This window comes from Microbacterium sp. Gd 4-13 (genome assembly GCF_003095395.1).
GTDB lineage: Bacteria > Actinomycetota > Actinomycetes > Actinomycetales > Microbacteriaceae > Microbacterium.
The window spans coordinates 202,439-228,100 of sequence record NZ_QEIJ01000001.1; the positions used below are offsets into that span (position 1 = coordinate 202,439).

At 70.0% G+C, this 25,662-nt stretch carries 22 protein-coding genes; 14 read left to right on the top strand and 8 right to left on the bottom strand.

Annotated elements, in window-relative coordinates:
• Positions 1 to 3: 3 nt before the first annotated feature.
• A complete protein-coding gene (gene rsgA / locus DEA06_RS00880; RefSeq protein WP_116646085.1) occupies positions 4 to 1,041 on the bottom strand; it encodes a ribosome small subunit-dependent GTPase A in 1,038 nt (345 codons plus the stop codon).
• 15 nt (positions 1,042 to 1,056) lie between these two features.
• Positions 1,057 to 2,412: a 3-phosphoshikimate 1-carboxyvinyltransferase gene (gene aroA / locus DEA06_RS00885; protein WP_116646086.1), complete on the bottom strand. Its 1,356-nt coding sequence runs from the start codon at positions 2,410 to 2,412 to the stop codon at positions 1,057 to 1,059.
• A 124-nt stretch (positions 2,413 to 2,536) separates the two neighbouring features.
• Here aroA and DEA06_RS00890 point away from each other — a divergent pair, with 124 nt between their 5' ends.
• A complete protein-coding gene (locus DEA06_RS00890) occupies positions 2,537 to 3,133 on the top strand; it encodes a sigma-70 family RNA polymerase sigma factor (RefSeq protein ID WP_205781207.1) in 597 nt (198 codons plus the stop codon).
• Positions 3,130 to 3,372: a zf-HC2 domain-containing protein gene (locus tag DEA06_RS00895; RefSeq protein WP_116646088.1), complete on the top strand. Its 243-nt coding sequence runs from the start codon at positions 3,130 to 3,132 to the stop codon at positions 3,370 to 3,372. The genes DEA06_RS00890 and DEA06_RS00895 overlap by 4 nt, the downstream gene beginning before the upstream one ends.
• A 124-nt stretch (positions 3,373 to 3,496) precedes the next feature.
• Here DEA06_RS00895 and DEA06_RS00900 read toward each other — a convergent pair whose 3' ends face one another.
• Positions 3,497 to 7,171 (bottom strand): multifunctional oxoglutarate decarboxylase/oxoglutarate dehydrogenase thiamine pyrophosphate-binding subunit/dihydrolipoyllysine-residue succinyltransferase subunit, encoded by a 3,675-nt coding sequence (locus DEA06_RS00900; protein WP_116646089.1) that lies wholly within the window; start codon positions 7,169 to 7,171, stop codon positions 3,497 to 3,499.
• A gap of 152 nt (positions 7,172 to 7,323) precedes the next feature.
• On the opposite strand from DEA06_RS00900, the gene DEA06_RS00905 reads away from it, so the two are divergent.
• Entirely contained in the window at positions 7,324 to 8,778 is a 1,455-nt protein-coding gene (locus DEA06_RS00905; RefSeq protein WP_116646090.1) for a GuaB1 family IMP dehydrogenase-related protein, read from the top strand.
• 125 nt (positions 8,779 to 8,903) lie between these two features.
• Here DEA06_RS00905 and DEA06_RS00910 read toward each other — a convergent pair whose 3' ends face one another.
• Positions 8,904 to 9,854, bottom strand: a complete 951-nt coding sequence (locus tag DEA06_RS00910; protein ID WP_116646091.1) for a hypothetical protein — start codon at positions 9,852 to 9,854, stop codon at positions 8,904 to 8,906.
• Positions 9,855 to 10,179: 325 nt separating this feature from the next.
• Between DEA06_RS00910 and DEA06_RS00915 the strand changes: the two genes are divergently transcribed.
• Together DEA06_RS00915 and DEA06_RS00920 are read left to right on the top strand one after the other, a co-directional pair.
• On the top strand, positions 10,180 to 11,523 hold the full coding sequence (locus DEA06_RS00915) for a hemolysin family protein (protein ID WP_116646092.1): 1,344 nt from the start codon (positions 10,180 to 10,182) through the stop codon (positions 11,521 to 11,523).
• The gene (locus tag DEA06_RS00920) at positions 11,520 to 12,575 is read left to right on the top strand and encodes a hemolysin family protein (protein WP_116646093.1); all 1,056 of its coding nucleotides are present in this window, start codon (positions 11,520 to 11,522) and stop codon (positions 12,573 to 12,575) included. Before DEA06_RS00915 ends, DEA06_RS00920 begins: the two co-directional genes overlap by 4 nt.
• A gap of 160 nt (positions 12,576 to 12,735) precedes the next feature.
• On the opposite strand, the gene DEA06_RS00925 is transcribed toward DEA06_RS00920, so the two are convergent.
• Positions 12,736 to 13,800, bottom strand: a complete 1,065-nt coding sequence (locus DEA06_RS00925) for an NADH:flavin oxidoreductase/NADH oxidase (protein WP_116646759.1) — start codon at positions 13,798 to 13,800, stop codon at positions 12,736 to 12,738.
• Positions 13,801 to 13,828: 28 nt separating this feature from the next.
• On the opposite strand from DEA06_RS00925, the gene DEA06_RS00930 reads away from it, so the two are divergent.
• Genes DEA06_RS00930 through DEA06_RS00945 form a run of 4 tightly spaced genes read left to right on the top strand, consistent with a single transcriptional unit; the run spans position 13,829 to position 17,577 of the window.
• Positions 13,829 to 14,722, top strand: coding sequence for an ADP/ATP-dependent (S)-NAD(P)H-hydrate dehydratase (locus tag DEA06_RS00930; protein WP_116646094.1), 894 nt, complete (start codon positions 13,829 to 13,831; stop codon positions 14,720 to 14,722).
• 59 nt (positions 14,723 to 14,781) lie between these two features.
• The gene (locus tag DEA06_RS00935; RefSeq protein ID WP_165817894.1) at positions 14,782 to 16,011 is read left to right on the top strand and encodes a DUF2029 domain-containing protein; all 1,230 of its coding nucleotides are present in this window, start codon (positions 14,782 to 14,784) and stop codon (positions 16,009 to 16,011) included.
• A 4-nt stretch (positions 16,012 to 16,015) separates the two neighbouring features.
• Positions 16,016 to 16,357, top strand: coding sequence for a thiamine-binding protein (locus DEA06_RS00940; protein ID WP_116646096.1), 342 nt, complete (start codon positions 16,016 to 16,018; stop codon positions 16,355 to 16,357).
• Positions 16,358 to 16,386: 29 nt separating this feature from the next.
• Positions 16,387 to 17,577, top strand: coding sequence for an MFS transporter (locus DEA06_RS00945; protein WP_205781208.1), 1,191 nt, complete (start codon positions 16,387 to 16,389; stop codon positions 17,575 to 17,577).
• Here DEA06_RS00945 and DEA06_RS00950 read toward each other — a convergent pair.
• Positions 17,574 to 18,779 (bottom strand): homoserine O-acetyltransferase, encoded by a 1,206-nt coding sequence (locus tag DEA06_RS00950; RefSeq protein ID WP_116646098.1) that lies wholly within the window; start codon positions 18,777 to 18,779, stop codon positions 17,574 to 17,576. The genes DEA06_RS00945 and DEA06_RS00950 overlap by 4 nt on opposite strands.
• A gap of 144 nt (positions 18,780 to 18,923) precedes the next feature.
• On the opposite strand from DEA06_RS00950, the gene DEA06_RS00955 reads away from it, so the two are divergent.
• Positions 18,924 to 19,622: an SDR family oxidoreductase gene (locus DEA06_RS00955; RefSeq protein ID WP_116646099.1), complete on the top strand. Its 699-nt coding sequence runs from the start codon at positions 18,924 to 18,926 to the stop codon at positions 19,620 to 19,622.
• A 101-nt stretch (positions 19,623 to 19,723) separates the two neighbouring features.
• Here the strand turns inward: DEA06_RS00955 and DEA06_RS00960 are convergent, their stop codons facing one another.
• Positions 19,724 to 21,046, bottom strand: coding sequence for a bifunctional o-acetylhomoserine/o-acetylserine sulfhydrylase (locus DEA06_RS00960; RefSeq protein WP_116646100.1), 1,323 nt, complete (start codon positions 21,044 to 21,046; stop codon positions 19,724 to 19,726).
• Positions 21,047 to 21,188: 142 nt separating this feature from the next.
• Between DEA06_RS00960 and DEA06_RS00965 the strand changes: the two genes are divergently transcribed.
• Positions 21,189 to 21,965: an SDR family oxidoreductase gene (locus DEA06_RS00965; RefSeq protein ID WP_205781191.1), complete on the top strand. Its 777-nt coding sequence runs from the start codon at positions 21,189 to 21,191 to the stop codon at positions 21,963 to 21,965.
• Here DEA06_RS00965 and DEA06_RS00970 read toward each other — a convergent pair.
• Complete coding sequence (locus DEA06_RS00970; protein WP_205781192.1) at positions 21,962 to 23,452, bottom strand: MFS transporter; 1,491 nt, start codon at positions 23,450 to 23,452, stop codon at positions 21,962 to 21,964. The genes DEA06_RS00965 and DEA06_RS00970 overlap by 4 nt on opposite strands.
• Positions 23,453 to 23,548: 96 nt before the next feature.
• Here DEA06_RS00970 and DEA06_RS00975 point away from each other — a divergent pair, with 96 nt between their 5' ends.
• From DEA06_RS00975 to DEA06_RS00985, 3 genes are all read left to right on the top strand, one after another.
• A complete protein-coding gene (locus DEA06_RS00975) occupies positions 23,549 to 24,034 on the top strand; it encodes a phosphoribosyltransferase (RefSeq protein WP_116646761.1) in 486 nt (161 codons plus the stop codon).
• Positions 24,035 to 24,038: 4 nt separating this feature from the next.
• On the top strand, positions 24,039 to 24,731 hold the full coding sequence (locus DEA06_RS00980) for a uracil-DNA glycosylase (RefSeq protein WP_205781193.1): 693 nt from the start codon (positions 24,039 to 24,041) through the stop codon (positions 24,729 to 24,731).
• A gap of 320 nt (positions 24,732 to 25,051) precedes the next feature.
• Positions 25,052 to 25,660, top strand: a complete 609-nt coding sequence (locus tag DEA06_RS00985) for a GNAT family N-acetyltransferase (RefSeq protein ID WP_116646762.1) — start codon at positions 25,052 to 25,054, stop codon at positions 25,658 to 25,660.
• The last annotated feature ends 2 nt before the right edge of the window (positions 25,661 to 25,662 follow it).

Here is a 25,662-nt window from a genome sequence, read left to right on the forward strand (position 1 = left end):
AGCCTACGATCCGGCGAAGGTGGCCAACAGCCGCTGCAGCGAATCCAAGCGGGCCGCGCCCTCCGGGGCCAGTCGGCCTTCGCCCACGGCCTCCACGATCGCGCAGTCGGGCGCATCGGGGAGATGCGTACACCCGCGAGGGCAGTCCTCGGCGACCAGCGCCAGCTCGGTGAAGGCGCCGAGGATGTTCGCGGGGTCGACGTGACCCAACCCGAACGAGCGGACGCCGGGCGTGTCGATGACCCAGCCCGACCCGCGCTCGCCGCGGTACCGCAGCGACACGGTCGAGGAGGAGGTGTGCCGTCCACGGCCGGTGACCTCGTTCACGTGCCCGGTCGCCCGATCGGAGCCGGTGAGGGCGTTGACGAGCGTGGACTTGCCGACGCCGGAGTGCCCGACGAAGACCGTGGAGTGATCGATCAGAGCGGCGCCGATGCGTTCCAGCGGCATCTCGTCGCGCCCGCTCGTGAACACCTCGAGATCGAGGCCGTCGAAGTGCGAGAGGAAGCGCGCAGGATCGGCGAGGTCGGTCTTCGTGACGACGAGAAGGGGGCGGACCCCGGCGTCGAGTGCTGCCACGAGATAGCGGTCGACGAGGCGCTCGCGCGGCTCGGGGTCGGCTGCGGCCACGACGATGAGCATCTGGTCGGCGTTGGCGACGATGATCCGCTCGACCTGATCGGTGTCGTCGGCGCTGCGTCGGAGGAGGGACGTGCGCGGTTCCAGCCCGACGATCCGTGCGAGCGTGCCCTCGGTCGCGGAGGTGTCGCCGACGACGCGGGCGAGATCGCCGGTGACGATCCGCTCGCGGCGCAGCTCCCGCGCCCGCGTGGTGGTCACGCGTCGCTCCTCCGGGGTGTTCTCGTCGACGAGAACCGTGTAACGGCCGCGATCGACCCCCAACACCCGCGCGATGGTCGCGTCGGCGTGGGCCGGACGCCGCTTCGTCCGCGGCCGGTTCGCCCGCGGGTTGGGACGGGCGCGGAAGTCGGACTCGTCGAACTCCGGCTCGTCGTCGTCGGAGTCGTCGATCCAGCTCATCGGGCCGTCACGGGGTCAGGATCCCGCATCCGCGGAAGACCCGTCGAGCATCCGCTGCCACAAGTGCGCGAACTGGGGCATGGTCTTGGCGGTCGTGCCGATGTCGTCGACCACCACACCGGGCACGCGCAGTCCGATGAGGGCGCCGGTCGTGGCGAGACGGTGGTCGTGGTGCGCACGCCACACGCCACCGGTGAGCGGGCGGGGAACGATCCGGATGCCGTCCTCGAGCTCCTCCGCCTCGCCGCCGAGCGCGCGGAGGTTGCCGACGAGGGCGGCGATGCGATCGGTCTCGTGACCTCGGATGTGTCCGATGCCGTAGAGCGTGGTGGGCGCGTCGGCGAACGCGGCGAGACCGAAGAGGGTGGGGGCGAGCTCTCCCGCCGCGGAGAGGTCGAGATCGACGCCGACGATCGACTCTCCCGCCGTCACGGTGAGGCTGCCGCCGCGACGCGAGGCCCGGCCGCCCATCTCCGTCAGGATGTCGGTGAGCAGGGCCCCGGGCTGGGTCGAGTGCAGGGGCCACCCGGCGACGGAGACACTGCCCCCGGTGAGCATCGCGGCCGCGAGGAACGGGGCCGCGTTCGACAGGTCGGGTTCGATCGTCACGTCTTTGGCGCGTACCGAACCCGCCGGCACGAGCCACTCGCCGGGCGCGGGCTGCTCGACGTGGATGCCGCGATGACCGAGCGCCTCGACCGTCATGTCGATGTGGGGGATGCTGGGGAGCCTGCCGCCCACGTGTCGGAGCCGCAGGCCCACGTCGAAGCGCGGCGCGGCGAGCAGAAGGCCCGAGACGAACTGGCTCGACGCGCTCGCGTCGATCTCGACCTCGCCGCCGCGGACGTGCCCGTGGCCGCGAACGGCGAAGGGGAGCGCCCACCGGCCGCCGTCGTCGATGTCGACGCCCACGTCGCGGAGCGCCGTGATCATCGCGCCCATCGGGCGGTGCAACGCGCTCTCGTGAGCGGTGAGGACGACTTCGCCCGCGGCGAGTCCGGCGAGCCCGGCGACGAACCGCATGACGGTACCGGCCTGCCCGCAATCGATCGAGGTGCCGCCGCGGAAGGGGGCGACGGGGGTGACCATGAGGTCGGGTCCGAACGATCCCGAGGTGGCGACCGCCTCGATCCCGACGCCCAGTTCACGCAGAGCGTCGATCATGCGCGCCGAGTCGTCGGAGTGAAGCGGGGAATGCAGCATCCCCGGTCCGTCGGCGATCGCCGCGAGGATCAGCTCGCGGTTCGTGAGCGATTTCGAACCGGGCACCGACAGCGACGCTCGGATGGCGCCCTCGGCGACGGGCGCGGTCCACTCCCCACGGGGAGCTGTCGCGTTCGTGGTGGTCGGGGAATAGCCGTCGGCGGTCATCGGTTTCAACTCTACTGAAGGCGAAAGGAGCCTGATGCCTGCAATCTTGGAACGAGAGTACGTACGATCGCCGCAGGCGACCGTGCCGGTGTCTGCGTCGTGGCCCGACATAGACTGGCCGGTGATGAACGACGAGGTCGACGCGGCAGCGGAAACGCGCGCGCAGTTCGAGGAGCAGGCGCTCCCCTTCATGGATCAGCTGTACGCGGCTGGCATGCGTATGACGCGCAATCCGGCCGACGCGGCAGACCTCGTGCAAGAGACGTTCGTGAAGGCTTTCTCGTCGTGGTCGTCGTTCACGCAGGGGACCAACCTCAAAGCGTGGCTCTACCGCATCCTGACGAACACCTACATCAACACGTATCGCAAGAAGCAGCGCGAGCCCTACCAGGGCACCATCGACGACCTCGAAGACTGGCAACTCGGGGGAGCCGAATCGACCACGGCCACGAGTTCGCGCTCGGCCGAGGCGGAGGCGATCGACAGGATGCCCGCATCCGTCGTGAAGGACGCCCTCCAGTCGATTCCCGAAGATTTCCGTTTGGCGGTGTACCTCGCCGACGTCGAGGGCTTCGCCTACCAGGAGATCGCCGACATCATGAAGACTCCGATCGGCACGGTCATGAGCCGCCTGCACCGAGGCAGGCGAATGCTGCGTGAACTGCTGGCCGGCTACGCGAAGGAGCGCGGCTTCACTGCCGCGTCGGGAGTAGAGAAATGAGCGACTGCGGCTGCGACAAGGCCCGACGCGACCTGGAGGAGTACCTCCGCCACGAGGTCTGCAAGACCTCGCACCACGACATCGAGCAGCATCTCGAGGGTTGTCCCGGCTGTCAGGACGAGGCCCTGGTCGCGCGCACCCTCACAGAAGTGGTGGCCCGTGCGTGCAAGGAGTCGGCGCCCGAAGACCTGCGCGACCTCGTTCTCGCACGCCTCGCCGCCGCGCAGACCAGTCGCTGACCCCTCGGCGGCCGCCACGGCTCGCTGAGCATCGCGGGTCGGTGCGGCACGCCCGCGAGCGCCGCACCGCACCACGAAGAAGGCCCCGCACGGCGAACCGTGCGGGGCCTTCTTCGTGGTGCGCTTACGGGGCGACGGCCTCCGCGAGGATGGCCGCGGACTCGCGAGCGTGCACCTTGGGCGAACCGGTCGCGGGAGAAGCGGCCGCGGAACGCGAGATCCGGCGGATCGTGCGACCGTGCAGGTGCTTCACCAGCTCGAGAGCGATGAACGGCCAGGCGCCCTGGTTCTCGGGCTCGTCCTGCACCCACACCAGTTCGGCGTTCGGGTAGCGGTCGAGCACCGTGTTGAGCTCGGCGATCGGTGACGGGTAGAACTGCTCGAGGCGCACCAGGGCGATCTCCGGGCGCGGGTTCTTCTCGAGCTCGCCGCGGAGGTCCCAATGGATCTTGCCCGCGTGTAGCAGGACACGGGTCACCTTCGAGGCGTCGATGCCGCGATCGTCGTCGAGCACGGGCTCGAACCTGCCAGTGGTGAAGTTCTCCACCGGGCTCGTCGCCCCGCGCAGACGAAGCATGGCCTTCGGCGTGAACACCACGAGCGGACGACGCGGCCGCTGGTACGCCTGGCGACGCAGCAGGTGGAAGTACGACGCCGGGGTCGACGGACGCGCGACGGTCATGTTGTCCTGCGCGCACAGCTGCAGATAGCGCTCGATGCGCGCCGACGAGTGATCGGGCCCCTGGCCTTCGTAGCCGTGGGGGAGCAGCAGCACGACGCTCGACTGCTGGCCCCACTTCTGGTCGGCCGACGAGATGAACTCGTCGATGACCGACTGCGCACCGTTGCCGAAGTCGCCGAACTGCGCCTCCCAGAGCACGAGCGCATCGGCCCGTTCCACGGAGTAGCCGTACTCGAACGCCATGGCCGCGTACTCGCTCAGCAGCGAGTCGTAGACCCAGAACCGTCCCTGGTTTTGGCTGAGGTTCGACAGCGGGATCCACTCCTGCCCGTTGGCGCGGTCGTGGAGGACGGAGTGACGCTGCACGAAGGTGCCGCGGCGGGAGTCCTGACCCTCGAGGCGCACGGACGTGCCCTCCAGGAGCAGCGAGCCGAAGGCCAGCAGTTCGCCGAAGCCCCAGTCGATGTTGCCGCTGCGGCTCATCTCGAGGCGCTTGTCGAGCAGCTGCTGCAGCTTCGTGTGGACGGTGAAGCCCTCGGGCTTGTTGACGAAGGCGTCACCGATCGACTGGACGACCTCGATCGACACACCGGTCGTCTCGGGCTCGCCCGCGACGGGTTCGTCCGAAGCATCCGGGTCGGCGATGGGCAGCGCACCGGTCTCGGCGGCATGCGTCTCGGCGAAGGCGACCTCGAGCCGACCCTGGAAGTCGGCCTTGGCCTGCTCGTACTCCTCCTGCGTGATGTCACCGCGACCGATGAGCGACTCGGTGTAGAGGCGACGCACCGACCGCTTCGCCTCGATGAGGTTCGTCATCAGGGGCTGGGTCATCGAGGGGTCGTCGCCCTCGTTGTGCCCGCGGCGGCGGTAGCAGACGAGGTCGATGACGACGTCGCGGTGGAATTCTTCGCGGTACATGAACGCGAGCTGCGCGACGCGGACGACGGCCTCGGGGTCATCGCCGTTCACGTGGAAGATCGGCGCCTGGATGGTCTTCGCCACATCGGTGGCGTAGACCGACGATCGTGCGTCGGAGGGCTGCGTGGTGAAGCCGACCTGGTTGTTGACCACGACGTGGATCGTTCCGCCGGTGCGGAATCCGCGCAACAGCGACATCTGCAGCGTCTCGACGACGACGCCCTGTCCGGCGAACGCCGCGTCGCCGTGCACCAGGACGGGAAGCCACGAGAAGCTCCCGATCGGCTTGCGGTCCTGCTTGGCGCGGACGATGCCCTCGAGCACGCCGTCGACGGTTTCGAGGTGAGACGGGTTGGCCGCGAGGTAGACCGGCAGCTCCGTGCCCGTCTCCGTCGCGAAGGTGCCCTCGGTGCCGAGGTGGTACTTCACGTCTCCCGAGCCGCGCTCGTTTCCGAGAGCGACCGATCCCTCGAACTCGCGGAAGACCTGACCGTAGGTCTTGCCCGCGATGTTGGTCAGCACGTTGAGGCGACCGCGGTGGGCCATGCCGATGGCTGCCCCGTCGAGACCGGCGGATGCTGCGCCCCGCAGGATCTCGTCGAGGAGGGGGATGAGCGACTCGCCGCCCTCGAGGCTGAAGCGCTTCTGTCCGACGAACTTCGTCTGCAGGAACGTCTCGAACGCCTCCGCCTCGTTGAGCTTCGACAGGATGCGCAGCTGCTCGTCGTGGCCGGGCTTGGTGTACTTGACCTCGACGTTGTTCTGGAACCACTTGCGCTGCACGGGATCCTGGATGTGCATGTACTCCAGGCCGATGGTGCGGCAGTAGGAGTCGCGGAGCACGCCGAGCACGTCGCGCAGCTTCATCACTCGCTTGCCGCCGAAGCCGGCGGTGACGAATTCGCGATCGAGGTCCCAGAAGGTCAGACCGTGCGACTCGATCTCGAGGTCGGGGTGGGTGCGCTGCACGTACTCGAGCGGGTCGATGTCGGCCATGAGGTGGCCGCGTACGCGGAACGCGTTGATGAGTTCGTGGACCCGGGCTGCCTTGTCGATGCGCTCGGACAGGTCGACGTGGATGTCCTTGCCCCAGCGGATGGGGGAGTACGGAATGCGCAGCGCCGCGAACAGGTCGTCGTAGAAGCCGCGCTCACCCGTGAGCAGCTCGTGCACGCGCTTGAGGAACTCGCCGGACCCTGCGCCCTGGATGACCCGGTGGTCGTAGGTGCTGGTGAGGGTGATCGTCTTGCCGACGGCGAGCTCGTTCAGGATCGTGTCGCTCGAACCCTGGAACTCGGCGGGGTACTCGAGGGCGCCGGCGCCGATGATGCATCCCTGCCCCTTCATGAGGCGCGGCACCGAGTGCACGGTGCCGATACCGCCGGGGTTGGTCAGCGAGAGGGTCGTGCCCTGGAAGTCGGCCGCGGTGAGCTTGTTGTTGCGCGCCCGCTTGACGAGGTCTTCGTAGGAGGAGAGGAACTCGTCGAACGTCAGCGTGTCGGCGCGCTTGATGCTCGGGACGAGCAGCGCACGCGTGCCGTCGGGCTTGGGGAGGTCGATCGCGATGCCGAGGTTGACGTGGGCCGGTGCGACGACCGAGGGCTTGCCGTCGACCTCCGCGTAGAACACGTTCTGGCTCGGGAACTCCTTGAGCGCCTGGACGAGCGCCCACCCGATGAGGTGCGTGAAGCTGACCTTGCCGCCGCGCGTGCGCGCCATGTGGTTGTTGATGACGATGCGGTTGTCGATCATCAGCTTCGCGGGCACGGTTCGCACGCTGGTCGCCGTCGGAACGGTCAGCGACTCGTCCATGTTGGCGGCGAGGGTCTTCGGCATACCCCGGAGCGGGGTGACCTTGTCGGCCTCCGGCTCGACCTCGGGCTTCGCCTCGACGGGCGCTGCCTTCGGCGCCTGCGCGGGGATGGGCTGCGGCTTGGCGGGCTTGGCCGTCGTGCGTGCGACCGGCGGGGCGCCGATCACCGGGATCGGAGCCGTCACGGGCTTCGGCTCGGAGGGAGCTGCTCCCGTCGGGTTCGCCTCGTCGACGACAGGGTGGTAGGCCTCGAGAACCGGCCACCAGGCCTTGTCTACGGAATTCCGGTCGGACTTGAACTGTTCGTAGAGCTCGTCGACAAGCCATTCATTGGCGCCGAATTCGCCCTCGTTCGAAGTACCGACGCCCGTCACCTGGCTCGACACGGTCGATCGCCTGCTTTCCTCGATGAAGATGGAGGCGGCGCGTCGATGCTGCCTGTTGCACGCCGCCCCACAAGCGTAGCCCAGTTGACAGAGGGGTCTCCTCGGGGCGGGGCGCAACACGCGGCGGCCGACCCGCGCGTAGCGTAGGGGGCATGGAGTTCTACGGAGAGCGGCCCGAGGTCGATCTGACCTATTCCGACGTGTTTCTCGTTCCGCGCCGTTCGGCGGTCACGAGCCGGCTCGACGTCGACCTCTCGCCCGGTGACGGATCCGGCGCGCGCATCCCGCTGGTCTCGGCGAACATGAACTCCGTCACCGGTCGACGACTCGCCGCCACCCTCGCCCGCAGGGGCGGGCTCGGAGTGCTGCCGCAGGATCTTCCGCTGCAGGATCTCGACGCCGCCATCCGATGGGTGAAGGCCCAGCCGGTGCGGTGGGACAGCGCCCTCGTCCTCCCGCCCGATGCGACGGTCGCCGACGCCGCGCGCCTCCTGCCGCCGACGCAGGGGCACGGAATCGTCGTGGCCGAGAACGCCGAGCGGGTGCACATCGACGATGTGGTGGGCACGGTCTCTGCCACCCGGCTGGGCACGGCCCTGCCCGACGCGCGATTGGGCGACCTCGTGCGGGGACGCCCGCCGGCGATCGACGCCCACGACGTGGAGACCGCGCGGCACGCCTTCGACCTCATCGTGGCCGCCGACGCCGATACGGTCTGCGTGCTCGAGCACGGATATCTCGTCGGCACGCTGTCGCGGCGCAGCGCCCTCCGCTCCACGCTCTACGCCCCGGCCGTCGACGCCTCCGGGCGTCTGATCGTCGCCGCCGCGGTGGGCATCAACGGCGACGCCGCGGCCAAGGCGCGCGCTCTCGCCGCGGCCGGCGTCGACGTGCTCGTGCTCGACACCGCACACGGGCACCAGGACGGGATGCTGCGCGCCCTGCGCGAGGTGGCGTCGCTCGGGCTCGGACTGCCGATCGTCGCGGGGAACATCGTCACCGCCGACGGCGTGGACGACCTGGTCGACGCCGGTGCGACGGTCCTCAAGGTCGGGGTCGGGCCGGGGGCGATGTGCACCACGCGCATGATGACGGCCGTCGGGCGTCCGCAGTTCTCGGCCGTGCTCGAGACCGCCGAGGCCGCTCGCGCGCGCGGCGCGCACGTCTGGGCCGACGGGGGAGTGCGCTACCCGCGCGACGTCGCCCTCGCACTCGCGGCGGGCGCCGCATCCGTCATGATCGGCTCGTGGTTCGCGGGCACCATCGAGGCGCCCGGCGAGCTGCTGACCGACGCCGACGGGCGCATCTACAAGGAGTCCTGGGGCATGGCCTCGACCAAGGCCGTCCATGAGCGGTTCGGGCGCCTCGACCCGTACGAGCTGGCGCGAAAGGAGCTGTTCGCCGAGGGCATCTCGTCGTCGCGCATCTACCTCGACCCGCTTCGTCCGGGCCTGGAAGACCTGCTCGACATGATCACCTCGGGCGTGCGCTCGTCGTTCACCTACGCCGGCGCGGCCACCGTGGCCGAGTTCCGCGACCGGGCCCGCGTCGGCCTGCAGTCGGCCGCCGGCTACGAGGAGGGCAAGGCGCTCCCCGTCTCCTGGTGACCCCCACCGCTGCCCCTGCCGCTGCCGGGTGCACCCCCGCATCGGTATGTGCCGGATTGTGGCGCATTCCTGCAACTGACGCCAGCGATTCGTAGCGTCAGAAGCAGGATGCTGTCGCAGTCGCCCTAATAGCCGGGGCGACGCATCGAGGTGGGAAGGCCCGCGGCGGTGAGAATGTCCCAGAGGGCGCGGGGGGAGTCGAGGGCGCTGACGCGCCACCTCGCCACGCGATGGACGAGCCGTCGCAGCTCGTCCTCACGGTCCTTCTCGTCGGAGAGCACCTGCGAGGGCGAGCGGCCCGCCCGCATCCGTTCGTCGAGGTACTTCGTGAGGCCGTCGAGCTCGCCGATCACGCGCCACTTCGGCCACCAGAAGTCGGAGTAGGCGACTCCTCCGCCGGGTAGGTCGAATCGCTGCTGCAGCTCGGGGGCGGGGAACCCCAGGGTGTGGATCAAGACCCGGCTCTGCGATTCCCGCACGTTCGCCGCCCGCGCATCGGCGAACCGCGCGACGCGATCGACACGCACGTTGCCGCGCCCGATGAACGCGTGAACGGCATCCCCCAGCTCGTCGGCGCTCAGGAGTGCGCCGCCGATCCGGCGTTCCCAGAGTGCCTGGTCTGCCGCGGCGACCCCGATCGTGAACGGGTGGGAGGCCGCGATGTCGACGACCGTCTGAGCGGGCGTCGTCACGAAGTGGTCGCCCCACGCAACGATGCCGTCCACCGGAACGCGCCGTGAATGCCGCACGATGAGACCGGTCGATCGGCCACCGCCGGAGTCGTCGACGGCGACGTCGACGCGGCCGGGCCACGGGCCGAGGGTGTCTATCGACCAGAGCGCAGCTGCGGCGTGACGGACGAATACTGCGCCGGGCTGGAGGCGTGCGGCGGCTTCCCAGACCCGCTGCGCGTGCTTTCGCAGTGGGTCGGCCGCGTCCCACGCATCCCTCCATGCGTACGAGCCGGGGGCGATCCGCACGGCTTCGCCGCTGTCCACGATGCGGCGGAGTCGGCGCTCGTTCACCTCCGCATGTTCGCGCCGCCGGAAGACGGCGGAGATGGGCGGGTGGTCCATCCATGTCATCCGTCGAGCGTGGTGCAGCCGCAGCATCCGCCCGTCAGATACAGCGGGGGTGCGGACAGACGGCGCCGCGCCGACGCCTGTGGAGGAGAGCACGCGGTGGGTCTTCGCATACGACTGCGCCATTGTCCGGCGAATGACGGTGCGAACCTGCGGTATCACTCGCCGGAACGAGCCACATTCCGGCAAGGGACAGATCCCGAGAAGACCCTCCGGGCCAGGAATGCTCGGGATAGAATGGCGGGACGATGGACGACCCTCCCAGTTGTAGATCCTTGCCCCACTGTCCTCTCTCCGCCCCGAGCGGAGGTGGTGCGTGATGGAATTCGTCATGCTGGGCGTGGGGCTTGTGCTCACGGTCGGAACGGGTCTGTTCGTTGCGAGCGAGTTCGCGCTGGTCAATCTGGATCGCGCCGATCTCGAGAAGCGACAGGATGCGGGTGAGTCGCGACTGTCGTTGACGATCGCGGCTCTGCGCATCACCTCGACCCACCTCTCGAGCGCGCAGCTGGGTATCACGCTGACGACGCTGCTGACCGGTTACACGATGGAGCCGGCCATCTCAAGTCTGGTGCGCCCGATCTTCTCCTCGTGGGGATGGCCCGACGGATTCGTCACGCCGTTCTCGGCGATCCTCGGCGTGTCGGTCGCGACCGTCCTGTCGATGATCCTGGGCGAGCTCGTGCCGAAGAACTTCGCCCTCGCGATCCCGCGGCAGACGGCGAAGCTCGTCATCCCCTTCCAGGTCGCGTTCACCGCCGTCTTCCGTCCCGCGATCGCGGTGCTCAACGGCAGCGCGAACGGCATCCTCCGGGCGATGGGCGTGGAGCCGAAGGAGGAGCTCTCGGGCGCCCGCACGGCCGAGGAGCTCTCGAGCCTCGTACGCCGCTCGGCGAGCGCGGGGATGCTCGAGGAAGACACCGCGTCGCTGCTCGACCGGAGCCTGACGTTCGCGCGGCTGAGCGCCGCCGACGTGATGACGCCGCGTCCGAGCGTGCACGCCCTGTCGGCGGACGACTCCGCCGACGACGTGGTGCAGCTGGCCCGACGCACCGGGCACAGTCGGTTCCCCGTCTACCAGGACTCGATGGACGACATCGTCGGCATTGTGCACCTGAAGGCCGCGATCGGCGTTCCGCGCGACCGCCGGGCCGACGTTCCCGCCGCGGCACTGGCGACCGAGCCGCTGCGCGTTCCCGAGACCGTGCACCTCGACGCACTCGTGGCCGAGCTGCGTGCCCGGGGGTATCAGATGGCCGTCGTCGTCGACGAGTACGGCGGCACCGCCGGCGTCGTCACCCTCGAAGACCTCGTCGAGGAGATCGTGGGCGAGGTGCTCGACGAGCACGACCGCTCGCGCGCCGGCGTGGTGCGCACCGGGGGGTCGATCAACATTCCGGGCGACCTGAGACCCGACGAGGTGCTCGACCGCGCGGGCGTCCGCGTTCCCGAGGGTGACGTCTACGACACCGTGGGTGGGTTCATGATGGCCGAGCTCGAACGCATCCCGGTCGTCGGCGACAGCGTGCCCGTCGAGGACGGCACTCTCACCGTCATCCGGATGGACGGCCGCCGCATCGACCGCGTGGCGTTCACCCCGAAGCCCGTGGAGGAGAACGTCGGCGACCTCGTGCGCGCCGCGAAAGGGGGTGACCAACGATGAACGATTGGGCAGGAATCGCCTGGCTCGTCGTGCTTCTGGTCGCCAACGCCTTCTTCGTCGGTGCCGAATTCGCCGTCATCTCGGCCCGTCGCTCGCAGATCGAACCGCTGGCGGAGCGCGGATCGCGCGCCGCCAAGACCGCGCTGTGGGCGATGGAGCACGCTACTCTCATGCTCGCGACCTGCCAGCTGGGCATCACGATCTGCTCGCTGCTGATCCTGAACGTGTCGGAGCCGGCCATCCACCACCTGCTGGCCGAACCTCTGGGTCTGACCGGCATGGGCGAGGTCGCCGTTGACGTGACCGCGTTCGTCGTCGCCCTGCTGATCGTGTCGTATCTGCACGTCGTGTTCGGTGAGATGGTGCCGAAGAACCTGGCGTTCTCGTTGCCCGACCGGGCCGTGTTGATGCTGGCGCCGCCGCTGGTGGCGGTGTCGAAGGTCTTCCGCCCGATCATCGTCACGCTGAACTGGATCGCCAACCACGTGCTGCGCCTGTTCCGTGTCGAGCCCAAGGACGAGGCAGCATCCACCTTCACCCTCGATGAGGTCGCGACGATCGTGAACCAGTCGCGCCGAGAGGGCGTGCTCGACGACCTGGCCGGCACGGTGGCGGCGGTCGTGGAGTTCACCGACAAGAAGAGTCGCGACGTGGCGGTGCCGCTGGCCGACCTGGTGACCCTCCCCGAGACGACCACGCCCGACGAGATCGAGCGGGCCGTCGCCAAGCACGGGTACTCGCGCTACGTGATCGTGGATGCCGAGAACATGCCGGTCGGCTACGTGCACCTGAAAGACGTGCTGCGCGCCGCGGAGGTGGAGGGAGCGGTGACCGACGTCGCCCGTCCGCTGCCGTCGAAGCGGATCCACCACATGGTTCCGGTGATGGAGTCGACCGACCTCGAAGACGCCCTCGCGCTCATGCGGCGCGCGGGCCGCCACCTCGCTCAGGTGCGCAACGAATCGGGCGAGACGACGGCGGTGCTGTTCCTGGAAGACATCATCGAAGAGCTCGTCGGCGAGGTGCAGGACGCCACCGCGCGTCGACGCTGAGGCGACGCGCGGTGGCGCGATTCGCGTGATCGCCACACCTTCCGGCGACTGACCCTGCGAATTCGTGGGGTCAGTCGCCGGAATGCGTCACATTCCTGCGAGGGAGGACGTTTCCTGCGAGGGAGAACGCCGCGGGAGCGGTGGCGGATGCTGCGGGGCGTCAGCGGCGGCGGGCCCGCTCGTACTGCGGGGGCCACGTGACATCGGCGCCCAGCTCGCCGGCGGCGCGGAGGGCGAAGTGCGGGTCGCGGAGCCACTCGCGCGCCGACATGATCGCGTCGGCGTCGCCGCGGGCGAGCACCTCCTCGGCGAGCGCGCCCGTGTCGATCATGCCGACGGCGTTCACCGCGATGGCGACCCGCGCGCGGACGGCCGCGGCGAAGGCGACCTGGTAGCCCGGTCCGGTGGTGATCTGCTGGTGGGCGACGAGCCCGCCGCTGGAGACGTCGATGAGCTCTGCGCCGAGGTCTTCTGCGACCGCGGCTGCGCGCACGGTGTCCTCGACGTCCCAGCCGCCCTCCGCCCAGTCGGTCGCGGAGAACCGCACGGCGACGACCGCCGCGGGCGCGGCATCCTTCACCGCGGTGACCACCCGGCGCAGCAGCCTCGTGCGGTTCTCGAACGATCCGCCGTACTCGTCGGTGCGCAGGTTCGACAGCGGCGAGAGGAACTGGTGGAGCAGGTATCCGTGGGCGGCGTGGATCTCGAGCACCTCGAAGCCGGCGGCCACCGCGCGGCGGGCGGCGGAGGCGAAGTTCGCCACGACGTGATCGATACCCGTGTGATCGAGTTCCGCGGGCGCCGCGTACCCCTCGAAGGCGACGGCCGACGGCGCGACGCTCTGCCAGCCGCCCCGGTCGGACGGCACGGTTCCGCGCTCGCCGGCGAACGGCGACCACGTCGAGGCCTTGCGCCCGGCGTGGGCGAGCTGGATGCCGGCGACGGCGCCGCGGGAGCGGATCGCGGCGACGATCGGGGCCCAGGCGGCCTGCTGCGCGTCGTTCCAGATGCCGACGTCCTCGGGCGAGATGCGTCCCTCCGGCGAGACCGCGGCCGCTTCGGAGACGACCAGGCCCGCACCGCCGGAGGCGAACTGGGCGAGGTGCACGTGGTGCCATTCGCCGGGCATGCCGTCGGTGGCGCTGTACTGGCACATGGGGGCCACCCACAGCCGGTTGCGGAACGTCGTCGCACCGATCGTGAGGGGGGAGAAGAGGATGCTCATGGTGCCTCCGGCGCGTAGGGTGTGGGCCATGTCTGGTGAGGGGCTCGAAGCCGCGATCGATCCCACGGTCGGCGAGTGGACCGTGGAGCGCGCGTCGCGTGTCCTGCGGGTGCCAACGGCGTCTGACGACAAGTATTCCCGCGGGGTGCTCGGGGTTCGAACCGGCTCGACCCGCTACCCGGGTGCCGCCGTGCTCGGCGTCGAAGCCGCGTGGCGTACGGGCCTCGGCATGGTGCGCTATCTGGGCCCCGAGCGCGCGCAGGACCTCATCCTCGCCCGTCGCCCCGAGACGGTCACCGCCGACGGCCGGGTGCAGGCCTGGCTCATCGGGTCGGGGACGGATGCTGCCGACCGGCCGGCGTCGGAAGACGCGGCGCTGCGCCGCATCCTCGACTCCGGCCCCCCGGTCATCGTCGACGCGGGCGCTCTCGATCTCGCGGGCGTCGGGTCCGCGCCGCGCATCGTGACCCCGCACGGGCGCGAGCACGACCGCCTTCGCGAGAGCATCGGACTCGCGCCGGTCGGGGGCGACGCCGACGATGCCGAGCGGCAGCGAGGGGCGCTCGAGACGGCCCGCGCACTCGGTGCCACGGTGCTGTTGAAGGGTGCGCGCACGATCGTCGCCACGCCCGGCGGATGGGTGGCGCGCGTGACGTCCGGCACGCCGTGGCTCGCGACCGCCGGCACGGGCGACGTGCTCGGCGGGATCATCGGCGCGGTCGTGGCAGCCGCCTCGGTCGAGCCGGTGACCGACGCGGAGAGCCTGGGCGCGCTCGCCGCCACGGGTGCGTGGCTGCACGGCCGGGCGGCGACGGCGGCCGCCGACCGGTACGGAGAGGCCGGAGGGCCGATCACCGCCCTCGACATCACCGAGGAGCTCCCCGGAACCGTCGCCGCGGTGCTCGCGCACCGCATGAGCTGAAGAGTCGTCCCGCGTCGCACGATGCGGGCGCTCCGGTCGTCGCGCTTAGGATGGACGCCGTGTCGAGGCGGGGTGTGTTGTGGGTCGCCTTCGTGCTGGTCCACGTCGCCGTCGCCGTCGCCGGGTACATCCTGCCCAGTGGGCCGATGGGCGATGTCTACCTCGTCTACGAACCCTGGTCGGCACGGGCGCTGACCGGCGAAGGCATCGTCGGCATCACCGAGCCGTGGGTCTACCCGCAGCTGGCCCTCGTTCCTCTCGTGCTCGCCTGGGCTTTCGGCTTCCTCACGTACACCGCCGGGTGGGCGGTCTTCGTCACGCTCATCGATGCGGTCGTGTTCCGGATGCTGGTGGGCACGGCGCGCTCGCGCGGCCGTGTCACCGGTGCGTGGTTCTGGCTCGCGGCGATCCTCCTCCTCGGTCCGGTCGGGATGTACCGTCTCGACGGGGTGACCGTGCCGCTGGCCATCGCCGGTTCGCTGTGGCTCGTCGGTCGCCCCTGGTTGGGCGCGATCCTGCTCGCCGTGGCGACGTGGATCAAGGTGTGGCCGGCCGCCGTGCTCGCCGCGGCCGTCGTGACGCTGCGACGGCGCTTCACCGTGGTCGGCGGGGCTCTCGTCGTCTCGGCCGTCACTCTGGCGATCGTGTTCCTCGCCGGGGGCGGGTCGTACGCGTTCGCGTTCGTGACGGAGCAGACCAATCGGGGCTTGCAGATCGAGGCTCCGGTGAGCGGCTTCTACATGCTCCTGGCTTCGCTCGGCGTCGAGGGCGCGAGCGTCTACTACGAGCCCAACATCCTCACCTTCCAGGTGACGGGCCCGAACGTCGACGCCGTCATCGCCGCCATGACTCCGCTCATGCTGCTGGCGATGGGCTCGGTGTTCGTGATCGGAGCGGTGAAATCCTTGCGGGGCGCGAGTTTCGCGGCGGTCTTCCCCGCACTCACCCTCGGTCTCGTGCTCGGGTTCATCGTGTTCAACAAGGTCGGGTCGCCCCAGTACATCGTGTGGCTCGTGACGCCCGTGATCGTCGGGCTCGTCATCGATCGTGCCCACTGGGCCAAGCCCGCGATCCTCATGCTGGCCATCGCGGGACTCACGCAGGGCGTGTATCCGCTCGCCTACGACGGACTCCTCGTCGCGCAGATCGGCGCCGTCCTCCTGGTGAACCTCCGCAACGTGCTCCTCGTGGTGCTGTTCGCGTGGACCGTCTACCGGCTCGCCCGGGTGCGGACGCGCCCCCACGCGGCATCCGTTCGCTCCCGGCGGCCCGCCGCCGTGAAAGGCTGACCCCATGCTCATCGCCTTCTCTGTTGCCCCGTCCGGATCAGGCAACGCCGACGGCTCGGTGCACGACGCCGTGGCCGCGGCGGTCGAGGTCGTCCGCGCGTCGGGCCTGCCGAACCGCACGACCTCGATGTTCACCGAGATCGAGGGGGAGTGGGACGAGGTGTTCGATGTCGTGCGCCGCGCGACCGAGGCCGTGATGCCCTTCGGCTCGCGGGTGTCGCTCGTGCTGAAAGCCGACATCCGCCCCGGACGCACGGGTGAGATCGACGGAAAGATCGAGCGGCTCGAAAGCGCCATCGAATCGATTCGTCATACCGACGCGGGCGGGTCTAGCATCGAGGAATGACCTCCTCGATCCTCTCGAGGGGGGCGGCGATGCGGGCGCTCCTCTCGCTCGCCATAGGCAGCTTCGGCATCGGCATGACCGAGTTCGTGATGATGGGCCTGCTCCCGAACGTCGCGGCGGAATTGCTGCCCACCGCCTGGGCCGCGAACCCCGACGACGCGATCGCTCAAGCCGGCTGGCTCATCTCCCTCTACGCCCTCGGCGTCGTCATCGGGGCCCCCACGATCGCGGGCTCCGTCGCGCGCTTCCCCCGGCATCGTGTGATGATCGTGCTGGCGCTCGCGCTGACGGTGTTCAACCTGCTCACGGTGATCGCTCCGACGTACGAGCTGGTCGCCGCATCCCGTCTTCTCGCCGGCCTCCCGCACGGCGCCTACTTCGGCATCGGAGCTCTCGTCGCCGCCGACGTGCTCGGTCCCGGCAACCGCGCGAAGGGCGTCGCGTTCGTCCTCACCGGTCTGACGGTCGCGAACGTGGTCGGCGTCCCGTTGGGAACCCTGCTCGGCCAGAACTTCGGGTGGCGGCTCGCGTTCCTCGTCGTCGGCGGAGTGTTCGCCCTCGCGACCCTCGCGATCGTGCTCTTCGTTCCCGAGCACCCCGGCGATCCCGGGCGACGACTGCGCGACGAACTGAGAGTGTTCCGGGTCGGTCAGGTCTGGTTCGCACTCGGCATCGGGGCCGTCGGCTTCGGAGGATTCTTCGCGATGTACAGCTACATCGCCCCCATGGTCACCGAACTCGCCGGATCGCCCGAGTGGGCGGTGTCGATCGTGCTCGTCATCGTGGGCATCGGCATGACGATCGGCAACATCGTCGGCGGGCACCTCGCCGACGTGAACCTGAAGAAATGGCTGCTGATCGGCCTCCTCGCGATGGCGGCCGCCTCGGCACTGCTCGCCCTGACGGCGGGGTGGGTCGTGACCCTCGCCCTCTTCGCCTTCGCGGTCAGCTTCGTGGGATCGGCGCTGAGCCCCGCCATCCAGACGCGGCTCATGGACGTCGCGGGCGACAACCAGTCGATCGCCGCGGCGCTCAACCACTCCGCGCTCAACATCGGCAACAGTCTCGGCGCGTTCCTCGGCGGTGTCGTCATCGCGCTCGGCCTCGGGTTCGCCGCGCCCGCGTGGGTGGGGACGGCGCTCGCGATCGGCGGTCTGTTCGTCGCGGTCTGGAGCTTCCGCGTCGAGAAGTCGCGGGCCGCGGAGCCCGTCGCGGTCTAGACGGCAAGCAGGCGCCGCAGGTGGCGGCCGACCTCGTCGGTCTCGATGAGGAAGCCGTCGTGGCCGAAGTCGCTCGAGATCGTCACCGCTTCGCGCCCGTCGAGAGTGTTCGGGATGCTGCGGGCGATGCGATGCTGTCCGTCGATGGGGAACAGGCGGTCGCTGTCGATCCCGAGCACGAGCGTCGTCGCGGTCACGCGCTTGAGGGCATCTTCGATGCCGTCGCGGTCGCGCCCGACGTCGTGGGAGTTCATCGCGTCGACGAGTGTCAGGTAGCTGTTCGCGTCGAAGCGGCGCGTGAACTTGTTGCCGTGGAAGTCGAGGTACGACGCCACCGCGAACCGCCCCCCGCGACCGAGCGGACTGACCCCCGACTGCCAGGAACGCTGGAAGCGCTGGTTGAGCTCGGTGGGACTGCGGTAGTTCAGCAACGCCATCCTGCGGGCGAGCGCGAGGCCGCGGTGCGGGCCGTCGCCGTCGCCCGCGTCGTAGTACTCCCCGCCCGCGAAGCGTGGGTCGATGCGGATGGCCTCGAGCTGCACCGAGTTCAGCGCGATCTGGTCGGCGGTGGTCACCGGAGGCGCCGACAGGATGGCCGCACGCTCGACGCGCGCAGGATGGCCGATCGCCCACTCGAGTGCGTGCATGCCGCCCATCGAGCCGCCGATGACGCCCGCCCACACGTCGATGCCGAGCGCGTCGGCGAGACGGGCCTGCGCGCTCACCTGGTCGCGGATGGTGAGGTACGGGAAGCGCGCCGCCCACTCGTAGCCGTCAGGTGCCACGCTCGCCGGGCCCGTCGACCCCTGACAGCCGCCGAGCATGTTGGGCGCCACCACGAACCACTCGTCGGTGTCGATGGGCGCACCGGGGCCGACGAGGTCCTCCCACCAGCCGGCCGTGGGGTGCCCCGGGCCGGCGGGGCCGCGCAGGTGGCTGTCCCCGGTGAGGGCGTGGAGCACCAGCACGGCGTTGTCGCGGGCGGGGGAGAGTTCACCCCAGGTCTCGTACGACAGCCGCCACGAGGGCAGCTCCTCGCCGCCCTCCGTGCGGAAGCCGGTGAAGCTCGCGAACCGCCGGTCGCCGACGGGGTCGCCGTCGCGCCAGGCGCCCGTGGTCGGTGGACGCCCCAGGAGCATGCGCGCGTCGGCCTCCGTGATCGGTGCCGACGGCACCGTGTCTTCCGACGTCTGCCAGTCCATCGGCACCACCTTTCGCGCCCCTCCAGGCTAGGCGGTCCGACCCGCCGGCCCGCCAACTGTTACACCGACGATCGGTATGGGTGCGATCGCGCCGGTACGCCGCGGGCGGCCCGGGTGAGGAGACAATGACGGGGGAGGTACTCCATGGCGCGATATCTGATCATCGCCGCATCCAGCGGTATCGGCGCGGCGACGTGCGAGCTCTTGCGCTCGGCGGGCCACGAGGTGGTGACGACGGCTCGTGAGGCCGGGAACGGCGATCCCGACATCGTGCTCGACGCGACCGACTTCGAGGCCGTCGAGCAGGCTTTCGTCGAGGCCGGGCCGCTGGACGGTGTGGCGTGCTTCGCGGGATCCATGCTGCTCAAACCCGCTCACCTCACCTCGCGCGCACAGTACGACGGCATCGTCGCCGCGTCGTTGACGACCGCGTTCGCGACCGTCCGGGCCGCCGGCCGGCAGCTGCGGTCGGGCGGCGCGGTCGTGCTGGTCTCCTCGGCGGCCGCGATGGCGGGCTTGCCGAACCACGATGCGATCGCGGCGGCGAAGGCCGGCGTCATCGGGCTGATGCTCTCGTCGGCGGCGAGCTATGCCTCGCAGGGGCTCCGCATCAACGCGGTCGCGCCGGGCCTGACCCGCACGCCGCTGACGTCTGCGCTCACCGCGAGCGAAGGGTCTCGCAAGGTGTCAGAGTCGATGCACGCGCTCGGCCGTCTCGGCGACCCCGACGATGTCGCGCGCGGCGTGCAGTTCCTCCTCGACCCGGCGAACGACTGGATCACGGGCCAGGTGCTCGGCATCGATGGAGGACTCGGGCACCTCCGCCCGAAGGTGCGGGCATGACCTCGCCAGCATCCGATCGCGGGTGATCTCGCACCCGCGCGGGAAGAACGACGGATGCCCCGGCGCCCGTGAGGGCGGCCGGGGCATCCGGATGCTGCGGGTCAGACGCGTGCGGCGTCCACACTGCGGCGAGCCGCGGCGAGTGCCTGCGAGAGATCGGCCTTGAGGTCGTCGATGTTCTCGAGCCCCAGCGACAGCCGCACGAGGCCGGGCGTCACGCCGGTGGTGAGCTGCTGCTCGGGGGTCAGCTGCGAGTGGGTGGTCGAGGCGGGGTGGATCACCAGGGATCGCACGTCGCCGATGTTGGCGAGGTGGCTGAAGAGGGTGAGCGAGTTCACGAACTCCCGCCCGGCGTCGACCCCTCCCTTGAGCTCGAACGACAGCACCGCGCCGACACCCTTGGGCGCGTAGGTGTTGGCGGCGGCGTACCACGGGGAGGTGGGCAGGCCCGAGTAGTTGACCGTGGCGACATCGGGCTGGCCCTCGAGCCACTCGGCGATCTCCTGAGCGTTCTGCACGTGGCGCTCGATGCGCAGCGACAGCGTCTCGATGCCCTGGATGAGCAGCCACGCGCTCTGCGGCGAGATGGCCGCACCGAGGTCGCGCAGCAGCTGCACGCGGGCCTTGATGACGTAGGCCAGACCGTCGCCGACCGCTGCGGTGTAGCTCGCGCCGTGGTACGAGGGGTCGGGCTCGGTGAGGCCGGGGAAGCGCTCGACGTTCTCCGACCACTTGAACGAGCCACCGTCGACGATGACGCCGCCGATGACCGTGCCGTGCCCGCCGAGGAACTTCGTCGCCGAGTGCACGACGATGTCGGCGCCGTGCTCGAACGGACGGATGAGGTACGGCGTCGCGATCGTGTTGTCGACGATCAGCGGCACGCCGGCGGCGTGCGCGACGTCGGCGACCGTGCGGATGTCGAGCACGTTGATCTTGGGGTTGCCGATCGTCTCGGCGAAGAACAGCTTGGTGTTCGGGCGCACCGCGGCGCGCCATTCGTCGGCGTCGTCCTGGTTCTCCACGAACGTCACGTCGATGCCGAGCTTCTTCAGCGTGTACTTGAAGAGGTTGTAGGTGCCGCCGTAGATCGACGACGACGACACGATGTGGTCGCCGGCCTCGGCGATGTTGAGCACCGCGAAGGTCTCGGCGGCTTGACCGCTGGCGACGAGGAGCGCGCCCGTACCGCCCTCGAGAGCAGCCACGCGCTCCTCCACGACCGCCTGGGTCGGGTTCTGGATGCGCGTGTAGATGTTGCCGAACTCGGCCAGCGAGAAGAGGTTCGCGGCGTGGTCGGCGTTGTCGAAGACGTAAGAGGTCGTCTGGTAGATCGGAGTGGCCCGCGCCTTGGTCACCGGGTCGGGCTGGGCGCCCGAGTGGATCTGCTTGGTCTCGAATCGCCAGTTCTCGGGTGCGGACATGATCGGGCTCCTGCAGTCGGATTGGGTCAGGCGGGTGCGGTGACCTGCTGTGAGACTACGGACGTCGCATCGGACACGCCACCGCTTCGGACACGCGGCGTAACAGCCGTCGGGGGAGCCGGGCGCGGGTAGCGTTGCTCTAATGACGCGACGTGTTGTGGTGACGGGTGCAAGTTCCGGAATCGGTGAGGCGACGGCTCGGATGCTGCGCTCCCTGGGATGGGACGTGGTGGGGGTGGCCCGGCGGGCCGAGCGCCTCGAAGCGCTCGAGGCCGAGACCGGCATCGTGGCGTACGCGGCCGACCTCACGCGCGGCGAGGACATCGACGCGCTCGCCGAATGGCTCGCCGAGACCGGCCCCGTGCACGCGCTCGTGCAGGTGGCGGGGGGAGCTCGGGGCACCGACCTCGTCGAGCACGGCGATCCGGTCGACTGGCAGTGGATGTTCGAGGTCAACGTCGTCTCGACCCAGCGGCTCGTCGCCGCGCTGCTTCCGTTGCTGCGCGACGCCGCAGCATCCGACGGCCATGCCGACACCGTCTTCGTGACCTCCACCGCCGCCCAGACCGCTTATCCGGGCGGTGCGGGCTACAACGCGGCGAAGGCCGCGGAGGCGATGCTCGTGCACGCGCTGCGCCTCGAGCTGAACGGCGAGCCCCTGCGCGTGATCGAGATCGCGCCGGGCATGGTCGCCACGGAGGAATTCTCGCTCAATCGTCTGCGCGGCGACCAGAATGCCGCCGACCGCGTCTACGAGGATGTCGAGAACCCGCTCACCGGCGACGACGTCGCCGGTGTCATCGCCTACGCGTTGGAGGCTCCGGGCCACGTCAACCTCGACCTGGTCACGATGCGTCCGGTCGCGCAGTCCGCGCAGCACGCGCTCGCCCGCGGACCGCTGCGGGTGCGTCAGGACTAGATCACCTGTGTCTGTCCGGCGGCCGCATCCGCCGCGTCGGCGTCGCTGAACGCGACCTTCGGGACGAACAAGAGCAGCGCCGCGGCGAGGAACCCACCGACCGCGCAGACGGTCCACACGGTCAGGTAGCCGACCAGGGGTGCGGCGGTGCTGGCGACCGCGGCTCCGACGCCGGCGGCGAGCACCACACCGAAGACGGCCGAGGCGAACGTGCCGCCGATGGTCTTCGTCGTGTTCGTCAGAGCGGAGGCGATGCCCGTCTGGCCGCGGGGCGCAGCCGCGGCGGCGGCGGCGGGCAGGGCCGCCACGAGTGCCCCCGAGCCGATGCCCGCGATCGACAGGTTCGCCAGCACCTGCCACAGCTCGACGTGGAACGGGACGAAGAGCGCGTAGCCGATACCCACGAGCGCCGAGGCGCCGATCAGGATGAGGCGTGGATTGCCCCGGCGCGAGAACACCGCGAAGAGGACGGCTCCGACGATGAGCGACACGAGGTAGACGCCGATCACGTTGGAGCGGTCTGTCGCGTCGAGTCCGAGGCCGTACCCGAGCGATGCGTCCGTGCCGGCGTACGTGGCCAGCGGACCCTGCGCGCCGAGCAGGCTGATGCCCACGAGGAACGCGGTCGCCTGTACCGGCCACATCTCGGGACGCGCGAGCACGCGGATATCGACCGCGGGGTCGGTCTGACGCAGCTCGTACCAGACGAAGACGGCCAAGGCCGCGAGACCGGCGACGAGCAGGGCGACGACGACACCCGCGCCGGGCCCGTCGGGCACCCGGAGGAACGACAGGGCGCCGGTGACGAGCAGCAGCGCGAAAGCCAGGAGCACGAAACCGCCGATGTCCAGACGACGCCCGGGCACGGGTTCGGACTCGGGCACGCCGAGCCAGATGACCACGCAGACGAGCGTGACCGCCACCGCCGGCACCATGAGCGTCAGCTGCAGGTTCTCGCTCGTCGCCGCGAAGAGGCGCCCGGCGGCGAGGGCGCCGAGAATCGCGCCGGCCTGGAGGCCCACGACGAGCAGGCCGGCAGCGCGCCGCGTCTGCGACACGCCCCGGGCCTGGCGGCGCCCACGCTCGAACACGAGCGCGATCTCGAGGGGCAGCCACACCACGTAGAAGCCCTGCAGCGCCCACGCGATGAGGAACGTCGTGAACGAATCGGCGAAGACGAGCCACCAGCTCGCGCCGGCCGTGAGGATCGCCGAGGCGAGGAGCACCTTCTTGTGCCCGTACATGTCGCCGAGCTTGGCGAGGATCGGCAGAACGAGTGCCGAGAGCAGCAGCTGCGCCGCCTCGAACCAGTTGACGTCGGCGTCGGTGACCCCGAGATGCACCACGATGTCGCTGAGCAGAGGCACGTAGTAGCCCTGCAGGATGCCGCTGGTGAGCTCGACGACGACGAACCAGCCGATGAGCCCGGCGGTGATGCCGAACGAGGACCCGCGCAGGCGTTCAGCGGCGGACGATGCGCGTGACATGGGCCCGAGAGTACACCGGGCGTAGGGCGGGAGACGGGCACGGCTGGCCGGATGCCTAGGCTGGAGCGAACCGTCCCCGAGGAGGACCCCATGGCCATGAGCGAAGAGCGCGAGACACTGACGTGGGACGGGTTCGGCGCCGCATCCCGAGACCTCGCCCGCGAGATCCTCGGTGACGGGTTCGTCCCCGAGGTCGTGGTGGCGATCGCCCGCGGCGGTCTGCTGCCGGCGGGTGCGATCGCGTACGGGTTGGGGGTCAAGAACTGCGGCGCGCTGAACGTCGAGTTCTACACCGGCATCGGCACCGTGCTCGACGCCCCCGAGGTGCTGCGCCCGGCGCTCGATACCGAGTATCTCGGTGGTCGCAAGGTGCTGCTCGTCGACGACGTCGCCGACAGCGGGCGCACGCTCGCCCTCGCGGTGGCGATGCTGCGCGAGCGCGGTGCCGACATGCGCTCGGTCGTCATCTACACGAAGCCGACGACGATCATCCAGCCCGACTACTCCTGGAAGGAGACGTCGCTGTGGATCGACTTCCCATGGTCGGCACAGGGGACCGTCGTCGAAGAGGACGAGGCCTGACACCGTGGCGATGACGCTGCCCGAGCTATCTTCTGCCGGGCTCCTCGACGACGGGTGGGCCGACGCGCTCGAACCCGTCGCCGGCGACATCGCCGCGCTCGGCGAGAGGCTCCGGGCCGAGGTGGCGGCGGGTCGCTCCTACCTGCCCGCGGGGGAGAACGTGCTGCGCGCCTTCGCTCGGCCGCGCGATGACGTGAAGGTGCTGATCGTCGGGCAGGACCCGTACCCGACGCCGGGCAACCCGATCGGGCTGTCGTTCGCCGTCGACCGGCATGTGCGGCCGATCCCGCGGAGCCTGTCGAACATCTACGCGGAGCTCGAGTCCGATCTCGCCATCCCGCCCGCGCCGCACGGCGACCTCTCGGCCTGGAGCGACCAGGGCGTCATGCTGCTCAACCGCGTGCTGACCGTCGCGCCCGGCGAGGCGGGCTCGCACCGAGGCTGGGGGTGGGAGAAGGTCACCGAGCTCGCGATCCGCAGCCTGGTCGAACGTGACGCACCGCTCGTGGCGATCCTGTGGGGGAAGGATGCGGCGAACCTCCGCCCTCTCCTCGGCGACACGCCGATCGTCGCCTCCGCTCATCCCTCCCCGCTGTCGGCGCGGCGCGGCTTCTTCGGCTCCCAGCCGTTCTCGACGGCGAACGCGCTGCTCGAGCAGCAGGGAGCGACGCCGGTGGACTGGCGCCTGCCCGCCTGATCCGCGGCTGCGCCTCGGGCATGCGTCACCGCTGGCCGGGGGATGGTGCGGGCGGAGCGTCGTGCCGGGCGGAGACGCTGGCATCGGGACTGGCGGGAGACGACGGCCGAGGGCCGGCGCCTCGGGCATGCGTCACCGCCGGGTGGGCGATGGTGCGGGCGGAGTGTCGTGCCGGGCGGAGACGCTGGCATCGGGACTGGCGGGAGACGACGGCCGAAGGCCGGCGCCTCGGGCATGCGTCACCGCCGGGCACGACGCGCAGCCCGCCGGGTACCACGCGCAGCCCGAGCTCGCCCGGAAGACCACATAAAATGGCGGGCATGCTGGAAGACGAATACGACAAGAGCCGTCGGCGTCTTCCGTGGCATCTGCGCCGCACGCCCGAGCCCGAGCGTCCCTTCACGTACGAGATCCGGCCGGTGCGCGAGGGCGACATCCCCGACATCCGCGAGATCTACAACTACTACGTGACGAACTCGATGGTGACGTTCGACGAGAAGCGCTGGACCCTCGCGCAGTGGCGGGAGAAATACGCGCACCTGCAGAAGCTCGGCATGCCGTTCCTGGTCGCGCAGTCACCCTCGGGCCAGATCCTCGGTTACGCGCTACTGCAGCCGTGGAAGAGCAAGTCCGCCTATCGCTACACGGTGGAGAACTCGATCTACCTCGGGCAGGCGGCCGCGGGCAAGGGGCTCGGGCGGGCGCTAATGGAGGCCGTCATCGCCGCCGCTCAGGAAGCCGGGATCCGTGAGATCGTCGCGGCCATCAGCGACCGGGGTGCGGAGTCGTCGATCGCCCTGCACCAGAAGCTCGGTTTTGTCGAGGTCGGCCGCATGGGGCGGGTCGGTTTCAAATTCGGCCGATGGCTGGGCGTGGTCTACCTGCAGCTGAGTGTGCCGAAGCTGAAGAAGAAGCGCCTCTTCGGCTGACG

What these genes read in the sequence shown, in the direction of transcription:
- rsgA (WP_116646085.1), bottom strand. Translation starts at nt 1,041, where the DNA reads ATGAGCTGGATCGACGACTCCGACGACGACGAGCCGGAGTTCGACGAG.
- aroA (WP_116646086.1), bottom strand. Translation starts at nt 2,412, where the DNA reads ATGACCGCCGACGGCTATTCCCCGACCACCACGAACGCGACAGCTCCC.
- DEA06_RS00890 (WP_205781207.1), top strand. Translation starts at nt 2,537, where the DNA reads ATGAACGACGAGGTCGACGCGGCAGCGGAAACGCGCGCGCAGTTCGAG.
- DEA06_RS00895 (WP_116646088.1), top strand. Translation starts at nt 3,130, where the DNA reads ATGAGCGACTGCGGCTGCGACAAGGCCCGACGCGACCTGGAGGAGTAC.
- DEA06_RS00905 (WP_116646090.1), top strand. Translation starts at nt 7,324, where the DNA reads ATGGAGTTCTACGGAGAGCGGCCCGAGGTCGATCTGACCTATTCCGAC.
- DEA06_RS00910 (WP_116646091.1), bottom strand. Translation starts at nt 9,854, where the DNA reads ATGGACCACCCGCCCATCTCCGCCGTCTTCCGGCGGCGCGAACATGCG.
- DEA06_RS00915 (WP_116646092.1), top strand. Translation starts at nt 10,180, where the DNA reads ATGGAATTCGTCATGCTGGGCGTGGGGCTTGTGCTCACGGTCGGAACG.
- DEA06_RS00920 (WP_116646093.1), top strand. Translation starts at nt 11,520, where the DNA reads ATGAACGATTGGGCAGGAATCGCCTGGCTCGTCGTGCTTCTGGTCGCC.
- DEA06_RS00925 (WP_116646759.1), bottom strand. Translation starts at nt 13,800, where the DNA reads ATGAGCATCCTCTTCTCCCCCCTCACGATCGGTGCGACGACGTTCCGC.
- DEA06_RS00930 (WP_116646094.1), top strand. Translation starts at nt 13,829, where the DNA reads ATGTCTGGTGAGGGGCTCGAAGCCGCGATCGATCCCACGGTCGGCGAG.
- DEA06_RS00940 (WP_116646096.1), top strand. Translation starts at nt 16,016, where the DNA reads ATGCTCATCGCCTTCTCTGTTGCCCCGTCCGGATCAGGCAACGCCGAC.
- DEA06_RS00945 (WP_205781208.1), top strand. Translation starts at nt 16,387, where the DNA reads ATGCGGGCGCTCCTCTCGCTCGCCATAGGCAGCTTCGGCATCGGCATG.
- DEA06_RS00950 (WP_116646098.1), bottom strand. Translation starts at nt 18,779, where the DNA reads ATGGACTGGCAGACGTCGGAAGACACGGTGCCGTCGGCACCGATCACG.
- DEA06_RS00955 (WP_116646099.1), top strand. Translation starts at nt 18,924, where the DNA reads ATGGCGCGATATCTGATCATCGCCGCATCCAGCGGTATCGGCGCGGCG.
- DEA06_RS00960 (WP_116646100.1), bottom strand. Translation starts at nt 21,046, where the DNA reads ATGTCCGCACCCGAGAACTGGCGATTCGAGACCAAGCAGATCCACTCG.
- DEA06_RS00965 (WP_205781191.1), top strand. Translation starts at nt 21,189, where the DNA reads ATGACGCGACGTGTTGTGGTGACGGGTGCAAGTTCCGGAATCGGTGAG.
- DEA06_RS00970 (WP_205781192.1), bottom strand. Translation starts at nt 23,452, where the DNA reads ATGTCACGCGCATCGTCCGCCGCTGAACGCCTGCGCGGGTCCTCGTTC.
- DEA06_RS00975 (WP_116646761.1), top strand. Translation starts at nt 23,549, where the DNA reads ATGAGCGAAGAGCGCGAGACACTGACGTGGGACGGGTTCGGCGCCGCA.
- DEA06_RS00985 (WP_116646762.1), top strand. Translation starts at nt 25,052, where the DNA reads ATGCTGGAAGACGAATACGACAAGAGCCGTCGGCGTCTTCCGTGGCAT.